This is a genomic window from Pseudomonas sp. WJP1 (assembly GCF_028471945.1).
In the GTDB taxonomy this organism is placed as follows: domain Bacteria; phylum Pseudomonadota; class Gammaproteobacteria; order Pseudomonadales; family Pseudomonadaceae; genus Aquipseudomonas.
Genome location: NZ_CP110128.1, coordinates 6,886,788 through 6,900,149 on the forward strand (window position 1 = coordinate 6,886,788; position 13,362 = coordinate 6,900,149).

Here is a 13,362-nt window from a genome sequence, read left to right on the forward strand (position 1 = left end):
CAGCGTCCATATGCCAACATCTGCCGCCAATCGGAACGGTCCCACGTGAGAGTCAGACAGCCCCTGCTTGTTCTGGTGTTACTTGCTTCGTTCCTTGGCGGCTGCGCCAGCTTCGACGTGCAGCGCGAACCGAGCCAGGCGCTGCCGGCAAGCGCGTCGGCATTCGGTCGTTCGGTCCAGGCCCAGGCGGCACCCCATGAAGGCAAGTCCGGCTTTCGCCTGTTATCGGACAGCACCGAAGCCTTCACCGCCCGCGCTGAACTGATCCGCAACGCCCAGGGCAGCCTCGATTTGCAGTACTACATCGTGCATGACGGCGTCAGCACGCGAATGCTGGTGAAAGAAATGCTCAAGGCTGCTGACCGCGGCGTACGTGTACGCATTCTCCTCGACGACACCACCAGCGACGGCCAGGACGTCACCATCGCCACCCTGGCGGCGCATCCACAGATTCAGATTCGTGTGTTCAACCCCTTGCATCTGGGGCGCAGCACCGGCGTCACACGCACCATGGGCCGCCTGTTCAATCTGTCGCAGCAACACCGGCGCATGCACAACAAGTTGTGGCTGGCCGATAACAGCATGGCCATCGTTGGCGGGCGCAATCTGGGGGACGAGTATTTCGATGCCGAGCCGAACCTGAATTTCACCGATATCGACATACTCGGTGTCGGCCCCGTCGCCGAGCAGCTGGGCCACAGTTTCGACCAGTACTGGAACAGCGCCCTGAGCAAACCGGTCGAACAGTTCCTGTCGAGCAAACCGACCGCACAGGATCTGAAAAACACCCGGACCCGGCTGGAAGAATCCCTGGAAGAATCACGCAAACAGAACCATGCGCTCTTTCAACAGTTGATGAAGTTTGCCACTGACCCGCGCCTGGATACCTGGCGCAAGGAGCTGATCTGGGCCTGGAACCAGGCGTTGTGGGACGCACCGAGCAAGGTGCTGGCGGACGGCGAGCCAGACCCGCAGCTGCTGCTGACCACCCAATTGGCGCCCGAGCTCAATGGCGTCAGTAAAGAACTGGTGATGATTTCGGCCTACTTCGTGCCCGGCCAGCCAGGCCTGGTGTATCTGACCGGCCGCGCCGATGCCGGCGTGTCGGTGAGGTTGCTGACCAATTCATTGGAGGCCACGGACGTGCCGGCGGTGCATGGCGGCTACGCCCCGTATCGCAAAGCGCTGCTGGAGCATGGCGTGCAACTCTTCGAGCTGCGCCGCCAGCCCGGCGATGAAAGCGGCAGCGGGCCTCGCCTGTTTTCCCGCAGATCCTATGGCGAGTCGGATTCCAGCCTGCACAGCAAGGCGATCATCTTCGACCAGCAGAAATCCTTCATTGGCTCCTTCAACTTCGATCCGCGCTCGGTGCTGTGGAACACCGAGGTCGGCGTGCTGGTGGACAGCCCGGAACTCGCAGCCCGGGTGCGCGAACTGGCATTGGAAGGCATGGCGCCGGCCCTGAGTTATCAGGCGCGGCTGGAGAATGGCCAAGTGGTATGGGTGACCGAAGATGACGGCAAAATGCACACCCTGACCGAGGAACCGGCCAGTTGGTGGCGACGCTTCAATGCCTGGCTCAGCAACACGGTCGGGTTGGAGCGCATGCTCTAGGCCGGCTCGACCACCGTACCAAATGCCCCTTGGCGCGACAGCAGAATCACCAGGCCCAGCGCTCCCGCCGCCATCAGCAATGGCAACGCATGCCCGCTGATCCACTGGCTGCCAGCACCGGCGATCAACGGCCCGAGCAGACAACCGATCCCCCACAGCTGTGCGATGTGGGCATTGGCCCGAACCAGCGCATCGTCGCGATAACGCTCGCCAATCAGGATCAACGACAAGGTAAACAGCCCGCCAGCGCTGGCGCCGAACAGCACCCACAGCGGCCAGATCAGCAACGTGTCGATCAGCAACGGGATCGCCAGACTCGACACCAGCAGAACCACTGCGCACCAGGTGAACAGTGCGCGGCGCGACATCCGATCCGCCAACGCGCCGATTGGCAATTGCAGCAAAGCATCCCCCACCACCACGGTGCTGACCATCGCCAGGGCGATTTCCGTGGTGAAGCCCTGCCGTAGGCAATACACCGGCAGCAACGTCAGGATCATGGCTTCGAACGCCGCGAACAGCGACACCGCCCAGGCAATCGCCGGCAAACCGCGGCAGAAGGTCAGCAAATCGCCGAACGTCACGCTGCAGGCCTCGCTACTGGGCGCGCCACTGCGGCCCAACAACAGCAACGGCGCCGCCACCAGCAATCCGACGCCGACCCAGAAACCATAATCGTGCTCGGTGCCCAGCACGCCCAGCAATATCGGGCCGGCCAACTGGCTCAACGCATAACTACTGCCGTAGAGCGCCACCAGCCGCCCGCGCCACTCTTCGACCACCAGTTGGTTGATCCAGCTCTCACCCAGGATGAACACCAGGGTAAGAACCACACCGATCATCAAGCGCAGCACCAGCCAGATCGGGTAGCTGGGCAACAACGCCAGCAGACCGATGGACACAGCTCCGCCCCACAAACACAGGCGCATCAGATTGGCCGTGCCGAGACGCGCCGCCAAATGACTGGAAATCTTCGCACCCAACAACACACCAATGGCCGGCATCGCCGCCATTACGCCGATGGCAAACGAGCCGTAGCCCCAGCTTTCCAGGCGAAACGACACCAGCGGCATGCTGACACCCAGGGCCAGGCCGACACTCAAGACAGACGCCAACACGGCGAAATACGTCGCCCAACGCATGTTCCACGCTCCTGTGGATAATTTTTGTACAGCACAAAACACTGTGGGAGCGAGCCTGCTCGCGATGACGGAGCAACATTCAACATTGACGTCGACTGTCATACCGCTATCGCGAGCAGGCTCGCTCCCACAGGAGATCTGCGTTGAGCCCCGGCATAGCCAGGGCTCGCGTCACATTACAACTTGATCCAGGTCGCCTTCAGCTCGGTGTACTTGTCGAACGCGTGCAGCGACTTGTCGCGACCGTTGCCGGACTGCTTGAAGCCACCGAACGGCGCGGTCATGTCGCCACCATCGTACTGGTTGACCCAGACGCTACCGGCGCGCAGTGCGCGGGCGGTCAGGTGAGCCTTGGAAATGTCGGCAGTCCACACCGCTGCGGCCAGGCCGTAAGGCGTGTCGTTGGCGATGGCGACGGCTTCTTCGGCGTTGTCGAAGGTGATGACCGACAACACTGGCCCGAAGATTTCTTCCTGGGCGATTTTCATCGCGTTGCTCACGCCATCGAAAATGGTCGGCTCAACGTAGGTGCCGCCCGACTCCTGAAGCGTACGCTTGCCACCGGCCACCAGTTTGGCGCCGTCGGCATGGCCAGATTCGATGTACGACAGCACAGTGTTCATCTGCTGGGTATCGACCAGTGCACCGACGTTGGTCGCCGGATCCAGCGGATTGCCCGGCTTCCAGCCTTTCAGGGCCTCGATCACCAGCGGCAGGAATTTATCCTTGATGGAGCGCTCCACCAGCAGGCGCGAACCGGCGGTGCAGACTTCGCCCTGGTTGAAGGCGATGGCGCCGGCAGCGGCTTCGGCAGCCTCTTGCAGGTTCGGCGCATCGGCGAACACGATGTTCGGGCTCTTGCCACCGGCTTCGAGCCAGACGCGCTTCATGTTCGACTCGCCGGAGTAGATCAGCAGTTGCTTGGCGATCTTGGTCGAACCGGTGAACACCAGGGTGTCGACATCGTTGTGCAGGGCCAGGGCCTTGCCGACGGTGTGACCGTAACCCGGCAGCACGTTGAGCACGCCTTTCGGAATGCCGGCTTCAACCGCCAGGGCGGCGATGCGGATGGCAGTCAGCGGGGATTTTTCCGACGGCTTGAGGATTACCGAGTTACCGGTGGACAGCGCCGGGCCGAGTTTCCAGCAGGCCATCATCAACGGGAAGTTCCACGGCACGATGGCGCCGACAACGCCGACAGGCTCGCGAGTGACCAGGCCCAGCTGATCGTGCGGGGTAGCCGCCACTTCGTCGTAGATCTTGTCGATGGCTTCGCCGCTCCAGCTCAGGGCTTGCGCCGCGCCGGGAACGTCGATGTACAGGGAGTCGCTGATCGGCTTGCCCATGTCCAGGGTTTCAAGCAGGGCCAGCTCTTCGGCGTGCTGTTTCAGCAGGCCGGCGAAACGAATCATGGTGGCTTTGCGCTTGGTCGGCGCCAGGCGCGACCAGACACCGGAATTGAAGGTGGTGCGGGCGTTTTCAACAGCGCGCTGGGCATCGGCGGCGTCACAGCTGGCAATCTTGCCCAGCAGGCGGCCATCGACCGGGCTGATGCACTCGAAGGTCTCGGAGGAGACGGCATCGGTGTATTCACCATTGATGTAGGCGCGGCCTTCGATCTTCAGATCGCGAGCGCGTTGTTCCCAGTCGGCACGAGTCAGGGTGGTCATGCGAGTGTCCTCCTCTTGTTGAATACGACACCCGCGTTCTTCGCGGGCGCTGTCAGGAATTCTGCCCCGTCGGCCTGCTTACGGCCGAAGGCAACCACCACCCTAAACCAGCGGCAGGTGAAGTTTCAATATATTTGACATAAGGCCGGCAAACGGCCTTGCGATGTTCATTTTAATAAACATAGACTTTGGTTCTTTCAACCACTCGCGTCGCAATCACGGGGGAATACAACAATGAGCATCCAGAACATCGTCGACTTCAGCCAGGCCACCACTGCTGTCGAGCGCTATCGCCCAGACCCGGCGAAAGTCCTCAAGGGCGATCCCGAGCAAGCAGTGTACAACCACTACAACAGTCCTTGCGGCCAGTTGAATGCCGGCGTGTGGGAAGGTGCCGTCGGCCAGTGGCTGGTGAATTTCACCGAGCATGAATACTGCGAAATCGTGCAGGGTGTTTCTGTGCTGCGTGACAACGACGGCAACAGCAAAACCGTGCGCGCGGGCGATCGCTTCGTGATCCCGGCCGGGTTCCGGGGTACCTGGGAAGTGCTGGAACCTTGCCGCAAGATCTATGTGGCGTTTGAACAGAAGGCCTGATTTTTTGCCAGGCAACAAAAAAGGCCCGTATCTCGCGATACGGGCCTTTTTCGTAAGTCGGGAAAAATCAATTACTTGATTTTGCCTTCCTTGTAGATCACGTGCTTGCGAACAACCGGATCAAATTTCTTGATCTCGATTTTGTCCGGGGTAGTACGCTTGTTCTTGTCGGTAGTGTAGAAGTGACCAGTACCGGCGCTCGAAATCAAACGAATCAATTCACGCATGATTAGCTCCCTTAGATCTTGCCAGCGGCGCGGATTTCGGCCAGCACGACAGTGATGCCACGCTTGTCGATGATACGCATGCCTTTGGCAGATACGCGCAGACGCACGAAACGTTTCTCTTCTTCAACCCAGAAGCGGTGATGCTGCAGGTTCGGCAGGAAACGACGACGGGTTTTGTTGTTTGCGTGGGAAATGTTATTCCCGGTTACCGGACCCTTACCGGTAACTTGACATACTCTAGACATGCCTCAGCCCTCTAAAACCACATGCCCAACCCGGCATGGGTTGGCCGCTTAATCTCTAGTCATTGTGGCGCCAGGCGCCGCGATTCTTTAGAGGTCTTACCGGCTACACCTACAGTGAAGGAACCGGGCCCCTAGAAAAGAGCGCTGCTTTATACCAGAAAGACTGGAGAGCAACAACATTCGGTGTGCGTTGAATTGATAAAAACCCCATTTTTCAGGCGCCAAGCGCCTTGGATCAAGGCTATCGTCGATTGCGACCGCTCGTCGCAGAGAATCTTCCCGACAGGCCAATCCAGCGTTTTTCCAACCAGCACTCACCAGAATCGATCGGCTATAGTCCCCTGAAAATGAAAAAGGGGATAGTCATTTACAATCCAGCCCACTAGGGTAAGCCTTTTCCAGACTGCACTTGCAGATGGGCCTTCGATCTGTAAAGGAACCCGACCATGCGCCTCGCTGCCCTACCGCTGTTGCTTGCCCCGCTTCTGCTGGGCCCACAGGCCTACGCCGCCGCCCTGAGCGTCTGCACCGAGGCCAGCCCCGAAGGGTTCGACGTGGTGCAATACAACTCGCTGACCACCACCAACGCCTCGGCCGACGTGCTGATGAACCGCCTGGTGGACTTCGACACGGCCAGCGGCAAAGTGGTCGCCAGCCTCGCGGACAGCTGGGAGGTCACACCGGATGGCCTGACCTACGTCTTCAAGTTGCACCCGCAGGTGAAATTTCATCGCACCGACTACTTCAGCCCAACGCGCGAACTGACTGCCGAGGACGTGAAGTTCAGCTTCGACCGCATGCTCGACCCGGCCAACCCTTGGCACAAGGTCGCCCAGAGCGGTTTTCCCCACGCCCAGTCGATGCAATTGCCCGCACTGATCAAGAAGATCGACGCACTGGACCCGCTGACCATACGTTTTACCCTTGACCACCCGGACTCGACCTTTCTCGCCACCCTGAGCATGGGTTTCGCCTCGATCTACTCGGCCGAGTACGCCGACAAACTGATGAAAGCCGGCACGCCGGAGAAGCTCAACAACCAACCAATCGGCACTGGCCCGTTCGTTTTCACGCGATTCCAGAAGGACGCCACCGTTCGTTACAAAGCCAATGCCGAGTACTTCGGCGGCAAGCCTTCGGTTGACCCGCTGATTTTTGCCATCACCCCTGACGCCAACGTGCGCTTGCAGAAGTTGCGCCGCAATGAATGCCAGATCGCCCTGTCGCCCAAGCCTCTGGATGTCCAGGCCGCACTGAAAGAGCCGACGCTGAAGGTCGAAAAGACTGACGCCTTCATGACCGCCTTCGTTGCCATCAACAGCCAGCACCCCCCGCTGGACAAGCCTGAAGTGCGCCAGGCGATCAACCTCGCCTTCGACAAGGCCAACTACGTCAAGGCCGTGTTCGAAGACACCGCCGAAGCCGCCAACGGCCCCTACCCGCCCAACACCTGGAGCTATGCGAAAACGTTGCCGGGTTACCCGCACGACATCGAGAAGGCCAAGGCGTTGATGGCTAAAGCCGGCCTCAAGGATGGCTTCCAGACCACGATCTGGACCCGCCCTTCCGGCAGCCTGCTGAACCCCAACCCGAGTCTCGGCGCCCAACTGCTCCAGTCCGATCTGGCGGAAATCGGCATTCAAGCCGAAATCCGCGTGATCGAATGGGGCGAGTTGATCCGTCGCGCCAAGGCTGGTGAACACGACCTGCTGTTCATGGGTTGGGCCGGTGACAACGGCGACCCCGACAACTTCCTCACGCCACAGTTTTCCTGCGCGGCGGTCAAGTCCGGCACCAACTTTGCCCGCTATTGCAACCAGGACCTGGACAAGTTGATCAGCGCCGGCAAGACCACCGGCGAGCAAGGTGTGCGCAGCAAACTCTACGAACAGGCCCAGACGCAGATCCAGCAACAGGCATTGTGGCTGCCCCTGGCGCACCCAACCGCCTTCGCCCTGACCAACAAGGATGTCGAGGGTTACTCGGTCAGCCCGTTCGGGCGGCAGGATTATTCGAAGGTCAACATCAAATAGTCCGTCTCAACACAAAACCTGTGGGAGCGGGCTTGCTCGCGAAGGCGTCCATTCAGTCACTGAATACGTTGACTGACACGACGCCTTCGCGAGCAAGCTCGCTCCTACAGGGGTTCACATCCACCCATACTCCGCCATCGACAGCGGGTTGCCATCGCCAATGATGAAATGGTCAAGCACCCGCACATCGATCAGGTCCAGCGCCTTTTGCAGGCGCTTGGTCAGCAGCCGGTCGGCCTGGCTGGGGTCAGTGTTGCCCGACGGATGGTTGTGGCAGAGGATCAGTGCCGCCGCATTGTGAGCCAGTGCACGCTTGACCACTTGCCGCGGATGAACGCTGGTGTTGTCGATCGAGCCGCGAAACAGCACCTCAAAAGTCAACACCTGATGCCTGGAGTCGAGAAACAGGCAGCCAAACACCTCGTGGGGCTCATGTCGCAGCATCGATTTGAGGTATTCACGCACCGCCTGCGGATTTTCCAGTGCCGACTTTTCGCGCGCACGCTCGGCCAAATGGCGCCTGCTCATTTCTTGAGCAGCCTGCAACTGCGCGAATTTCGCTGGCCCGAGCCCCAATTGCCTGCTGAACGCTTCCTGGTCGGCCTCCAGTAGTAAACGCAGGCTGCCAAACTGATTCAACAGGTGTCGCGCCAGATCTACGGCACTTTTACCCACCACGCCGGTGCGTAAAAATATCGCCAGCAACTCGGCGTCCGAAAGACTTCCCGAGCCCTGTTCAAGCAACCTCTCTCGCGGCCGTTCCGACGCCGGCCAATCGCGAATACTCATAGCACCTCCCTGTCTGTGGGCGCCGCTGTTCCGTAGCGGTCGCTGTGATATCGTAGCCCATCTTTTTTGCGGGCGATTTCACTCCTGGGGAGGGGGTATCGCAACGCAGTCATCAACGAAAATGAAAGGCAGGCCTATGCAGCGGCTGTATCGGAAACGCATTGTTCTGGGCGTGGGCGGCGGTATTGCTGCCTACAAGAGCGCCGACCTGGTTCGCCGCCTGATCGATCAGGGCGCCGAAGTGCGCGTGGTCATGACCCGTGGCGGCGCCGAGTTCATAACCCCGCTGACCATGCAGGCCCTGTCCGGGCATCCGGTCCACCTGGACCTGCTGGACCCGGCGGCCGAAGCGGCGATGGGCCACATCGAACTGGCCAAATGGGCCGATCTGGTGCTGATCGCACCTGCCACCGCAGATTTGATCGCGCGCCTGGCACAGGGCATTGCCGATGACCTGCTGACCACATTGGTGCTGGCCACCGACGCAGTGGTTGCCGTCGCTCCGGCGATGAACCAGGCCATGTGGCGCGACCCGGCCACCCAGGCCAACCTGCAAACCCTCGAAAGCCGCAGCTTCAAGGCCTTCGGTCCGGCCTCGGGCAGCCAGGCCTGCGGCGACGTCGGCCTGGGGCGTATGCTCGAAGCCACGGAGCTGGCTCAATGTGCGGCAGATTGCTTCCAGCGCCAGGCACTGACGGGCAAGCACGTGCTGATCACCGCCGGCCCGACCCAGGAAAACATCGACCCGGTGCGCTACATCACCAACCACAGCTCGGGAAAAATGGGCTTTGCCCTGGCCGAAGCGGCGGTTGAAGCCGGCGCCCGCGTAACCCTGATCACGGGCCCTGTGCATCTGCCGACCCCGGACCGCGTTACGCGCATTGACGTCGTCAGCGCCCGCGACATGCTCGCCGCGTGCGAAGCCGCGATTCCTTGCGACCTGTTCATCGCCTCGGCAGCGGTCGCGGATTACCGCCCGGAAGTCGTCGCACCACAGAAACTCAAGAAAGATCCTACGAACGGCGACGGCTTGTTGCTACAAATGGTGCGCAACCCGGACATCCTGGCCAGCATCGCCACACGCCCCGACCGTCCATTCAGTGTCGGTTTCGCCGCCGAAACCGAACACCTGCTCGACTACGCTGCCCGCAAGCTGAAAGACAAGAACCTCGATTTGATCGTCGCCAACGACGTCGCCAACCCGAGCATTGGCTTCAACAGCGAAGAAAACGCCTGCAGCGTGATCGACCGTGAACTTCACGCCACACTCTTCGCCCAGACCAGCAAGAGCAAGATTGCTCGACAGCTGATCACTTTTATCGCCGAACGTCTGAACCAGGTTTAATTTACATGCACGCTTTGCAAGCCAAGATCCTCGACCCCCGCATCGGTACCGAATTCCCGCTGCCGCAGTACGCCACGCCAGGCTCCGCCGGCCTCGACCTGCGCGCCATGCTGGAACACGACATCGTGATCAAGCCGGGTGAAACGGTACTGATCCCCACTGGCCTGTCGATCTACATCGGCGACCCGAACCTCGCAGCGCTGATCCTGCCGCGCTCCGGCCTGGGCCATAAACACGGCATCGTGCTGGGCAACCTGGTCGGGCTGATTGACTCCGACTACCAGGGACCGCTGATGGTCTCTTGCTGGAACCGTGGCCAGACCGACTTCACCATGGCCGTCGGCGAGCGCCTGGCGCAACTGGTGCTGGTGCCCGTGGTGCAGGCGCACTTCGAAATGGTTGAGGAGTTCGTCGAGACCCAGCGCGGTACCGGCGGTTTCGGTCATTCCGGCAGTCACTAATCCGCTCTCTATGCGCCTGAAATCAAGGGATTGAGCGAGCAAAACACCGCTCGCGTCGCTGGCATGGCCTTTTCGCAGCACGAACTCTGCGCGAAAAACGCCGTCATACCTTTCAGTTTGAACCTGCCGGCGAGTCATTCGCAGGCAGGTCCAGCCACTTTCAATATGGAGCATTTCCCCAGATGAGCACCCCAGTACGCGTTGCCCCCAAGTTCCCCGACAGTATTTTCCGCGCCTATGACATACGCGGCACCGTCCCGGAATTTCTCAACGCCGAAACGGCTTACTGGCTCGGTCGCGCCATCGGTGCCCAGAGTCTGGCCCAGGATGAACCCAATGTGTCCGTTGGCCGTGACGGTCGCCTGTCCGGCCCGGAGCTGGTTGAACAGCTGATCCAAGGCCTGGCCGACAGCGGCTGCCACGTCAGCGATGTCGGCCTGGTGCCAACGCCAGCGCTGTACTACGCCGCCAACGTACTGGCCGGCAAATCCGGCGTGATGCTCACCGGCAGCCACAACCCGTCGAACTACAACGGTTTCAAGATCGTCATTGCCGGCGACACCCTGGCCAACGAACAGATCCAGGCCCTGCACGACCGCCTCAAGAGCAACAACCTGAGCAGCGGCAAGGGCAGCATCACCCGGGTCGAGATCCTCGACCGCTACAACACTGAAATCGTCCAGGACATCAAGCTGGCCCGCCGCCTGAAAGTCGTGGTCGATTGCGGCAACGGCGCGGCCGGTGTGATCGCCCCGCAACTGATCGAAGCCCTGAATTGCGAAGTCATCCCGTTGTTCTGCGATGTAGACGGCAATTTCCCCAACCACCACCCGGATCCGGGCAAGCTGGAAAACCTGCAAGACCTGATCGCCAAGGTCAAGGAAACGAAGGCTGACCTGGGCCTGGCCTTCGACGGCGACGGCGATCGCGTGGGCGTGGTCACCAACACCGGCAGCGTCGTGTTCCCGGACCGCCTGCTGATGCTGTTCGCCAAAGATGTGGTAGCACGCAACCCCGACGCGGAAATCATCTTCGACGTCAAATGCACCCGACGCCTGATTCCGCTGATCAAGCAATACGGCGGTCGTCCGCTCATGTGGAAAACCGGTCATTCTTTGATCAAGAAGAAAATGAAACAATCCGGCGCCCTGTTGGCCGGCGAAATGAGCGGGCACATCTTCTTCAAGGAGCGCTGGTTCGGTTTCGACGACGGCATTTACAGCGCCGCGCGGTTGCTGGAGATCCTCAGCAAGGAAAAATCCACCGCCGAAGAGTTGTTCGCGACCTTCCCGAACGATATTTCTACGCCGGAAATCAATATCCATGTGACCGAAGAGAGCAAATTCAGCATCATTGATGCATTGCACGACGCGAAGTGGGGTGAAGGCGCCGACCTGACCACTATTGACGGCGTGCGAGTCGACTATGCCAAAGGCTGGGGCCTGGTACGCGCCTCCAACACCACTCCGGTGCTGGTGCTGCGTTTCGAGGCCGATGACGAGGCTGAATTGCAACGCATCAAGGACGTTTTCCACGTCCAGTTGAAGCGTGTTGCACCTGATCTCCAACTACCGTTCTGATTCACCCGGAGCCCTGAATGACCCTCGAACGCGAAGCCGCCGCCAACACCGCCAAGGTCCTGTCCGAAGCGCTGCCTTACATTCGCCGCTATGTCGGCAAGACACTGGTGATCAAATACGGCGGCAACGCGATGGAAAGCGAGGAGCTGAAAACCGGCTTCGCCCGCGACATCGTGCTGATGAAGGCCGTAGGTATCAACCCGGTCGTGGTTCACGGCGGCGGCCCGCAAATCGGTGATCTGCTCAAGCGCCTGTCGATCGAGAGCCACTTCGTCGACGGCATGCGCGTTACCGATGCCGCGACCATGGACGTGGTCGAGATGGTCCTCGGTGGCCAGGTCAACAAGGACATCGTCAACCTGATCAACCGTCACGGCGGCAGCGCCATCGGCCTGACCGGCAAGGACGCCGAGCTGATTCGTGCGAAGAAACTCACCGTCACCCGCCAGACGCCAGAGATGACCACCCCGGAAATCATCGACATCGGCCATGTCGGCGAAGTCGTCGGCATCAACACCGATCTGCTGAACCTGCTGGTCAAAGGTGATTTCATCCCGGTGATCGCGCCAATCGGCGTTGGCGCCAATGGCGAGTCGTACAACATCAACGCCGACCTGGTGGCCGGCAAGGTGGCCGAGGCGCTGAAAGCCGAGAAACTGATGTTGCTGACCAACATTGCGGGCCTGATGGACAAGTCGGGCACGGTTCTGACCGGCCTGACCACCCAGCAGGTCGACGACCTGATCGCCGACGGCACCATCTATGGCGGCATGCTGCCAAAGATCCGCTGCGCACTGGAAGCGGTCCAGGGCGGTGTGGGCAGCTCGTTGATCATTGATGGCCGGGTACCGAATGCGATTCTGCTGGAAATCTTCACCGATACCGGTGTGGGCACCCTGATCAGCAATCGCAAGCGTCCATAAGCGATAGCGCAAACCAAAAGACCCCGCTCAGCCAGGCTGAGCGGGGTCTTTTTTTGCCCACGATCCCTGTGGGGGGATGGCATTACACGCCGAATTGGGCGCGGTAGGCTTCCACAGCAGGCAGGTGCTGCTTGAGTTGCGGATCGTCGGCGAGGAATTCAAGCACCTGGTTCAGCGAAACGATGCTGATCACCGGAATACCGAAATCACGCTCCACTTCCTGGATTGCCGACAACTCACCGTTACCACGCTCCTGACGGTTCAGGGCGATCAGCACGCCGGCTGCCTTGGCGCCGTCCTGGGAAGCGATGATCTGCATCACTTCACGGATCGCGGTGCCAGCTGTAATCACGTCGTCGATAATCAGCACATCGCCGGTCAGCGGAGCGCCGACCAGGCTGCCGCCTTCACCGTGCGCCTTGGCTTCCTTGCGGTTGAAGCACCATGGCAGGTCACGACCGTGATGCTCGGCCAATGCCACTGCAGTGGTCGCCGCCAAAGGGATCCCTTTGTAGGCCGGGCCGAACAGGACATCGAAGGCAATGCCGCTTTCGGCAATGGCTGCGGCGTAGAAACGACCCAGCTGCGCCAGGGCCGAACCCGAGTTGAAAAGGCCCGCATTGAAGAAGTAAGGACTGGTGCGCCCGGACTTCAGGGTGAACTCACCGAAGCGCAAAACGCCGCGATCGATGGCAAAACGAATGAAATCGCGCTGATACGCTTGCATGAAAAAAAC

The 13,362-nt window shown here is 60.4% G+C and carries 12 protein-coding genes and 1 pseudogene; 7 read left to right on the forward strand and 6 right to left on the reverse strand.

Going from position 1 to position 13,362, the window contains the following annotated elements; all coding sequences use genetic code 11:
* Nucleotides 1-45: 45 nt before the first annotated feature.
* On the forward strand, nt 46-1,614 hold the full coding sequence (locus OH720_RS31110; RefSeq protein ID WP_272604030.1) for a phospholipase D family protein: 1,569 nt from the start codon (nt 46-48) through the stop codon (nt 1,612-1,614).
* Here the strand turns inward: OH720_RS31110 and OH720_RS31115 are convergent.
* Both OH720_RS31115 and OH720_RS31120 read right to left on the reverse strand, forming a co-directional pair.
* Complete coding sequence (locus tag OH720_RS31115; protein WP_272604031.1) at nt 1,611-2,756, reverse strand: MFS transporter; 1,146 nt, start codon at nt 2,754-2,756, stop codon at nt 1,611-1,613. The genes OH720_RS31110 and OH720_RS31115 overlap by 4 nt on opposite strands.
* 176 nt (nt 2,757-2,932) lie before the next feature.
* Entirely contained in the window at nt 2,933-4,426 is a 1,494-nt protein-coding gene (locus tag OH720_RS31120; RefSeq protein WP_272604032.1) for an aldehyde dehydrogenase, read from the reverse strand.
* A gap of 234 nt (nt 4,427-4,660) precedes the next feature.
* Between OH720_RS31120 and OH720_RS31125 the strand changes: the two genes are divergently transcribed.
* Nucleotides 4,661-5,023 (forward strand): cupin domain-containing protein, encoded by a 363-nt coding sequence (locus OH720_RS31125; protein WP_008054608.1) that lies wholly within the window; start codon nt 4,661-4,663, stop codon nt 5,021-5,023.
* Nucleotides 5,024-5,094: 71 nt separating this feature from the next.
* On the opposite strand, the gene rpmG is transcribed toward OH720_RS31125, so the two are convergent.
* Nucleotides 5,095-5,250, reverse strand: coding sequence for a 50S ribosomal protein L33 (rpmG, locus tag OH720_RS31130; RefSeq protein ID WP_007894709.1), 156 nt, complete (start codon nt 5,248-5,250; stop codon nt 5,095-5,097).
* A gap of 11 nt (nt 5,251-5,261) precedes the next feature.
* Nucleotides 5,262-5,495, reverse strand: a complete 234-nt coding sequence (gene rpmB, locus OH720_RS31135; protein ID WP_003176907.1) for a 50S ribosomal protein L28 — start codon at nt 5,493-5,495, stop codon at nt 5,262-5,264.
* Between the two features lie 446 nt (nt 5,496-5,941).
* On the opposite strand from rpmB, the gene OH720_RS31140 reads away from it, so the two are divergent.
* Nucleotides 5,942-7,528, forward strand: coding sequence for an ABC transporter substrate-binding protein (locus OH720_RS31140; protein WP_272604033.1), 1,587 nt, complete (start codon nt 5,942-5,944; stop codon nt 7,526-7,528).
* Between the two features lie 114 nt (nt 7,529-7,642).
* Here OH720_RS31140 and radC read toward each other — a convergent pair whose 3' ends face one another.
* Nucleotides 7,643-8,317, reverse strand: coding sequence for a RadC family protein (gene radC / locus OH720_RS31145; RefSeq protein ID WP_272604034.1), 675 nt, complete (start codon nt 8,315-8,317; stop codon nt 7,643-7,645).
* A gap of 136 nt (nt 8,318-8,453) precedes the next feature.
* On the opposite strand from radC, the gene coaBC reads away from it, so the two are divergent.
* The 4 genes and pseudogenes from coaBC (at nt 8,454) to argB (ending at nt 12,626) form a co-directional block, all read left to right on the forward strand.
* Nucleotides 8,454-9,662: a bifunctional phosphopantothenoylcysteine decarboxylase/phosphopantothenate--cysteine ligase CoaBC gene (coaBC, locus tag OH720_RS31150; RefSeq protein ID WP_272604035.1), complete on the forward strand. Its 1,209-nt coding sequence runs from the start codon at nt 8,454-8,456 to the stop codon at nt 9,660-9,662.
* A gap of 5 nt (nt 9,663-9,667) precedes the next feature.
* Entirely contained in the window at nt 9,668-10,123 is a 456-nt protein-coding gene (gene dut, locus OH720_RS31155) for a dUTP diphosphatase (RefSeq protein WP_272604036.1), read from the forward strand.
* 176 nt (nt 10,124-10,299) lie between these two features.
* Nucleotides 10,300-11,703 (forward strand): annotated as a pseudogene (locus OH720_RS31160) (phosphomannomutase/phosphoglucomutase); the annotation flags it as partial.
* 17 nt (nt 11,704-11,720) lie between these two features.
* Nucleotides 11,721-12,626: an acetylglutamate kinase gene (gene argB / locus OH720_RS31165; protein ID WP_008047078.1), complete on the forward strand. Its 906-nt coding sequence runs from the start codon at nt 11,721-11,723 to the stop codon at nt 12,624-12,626.
* Between the two features lie 82 nt (nt 12,627-12,708).
* Here argB and pyrE read toward each other — a convergent pair whose 3' ends face one another.
* Nucleotides 12,709-13,353, reverse strand: coding sequence for an orotate phosphoribosyltransferase (gene pyrE / locus OH720_RS31170; RefSeq protein WP_272604037.1), 645 nt, complete (start codon nt 13,351-13,353; stop codon nt 12,709-12,711).
* Between the last annotated feature and the right edge of the window lie 9 nt (nt 13,354-13,362).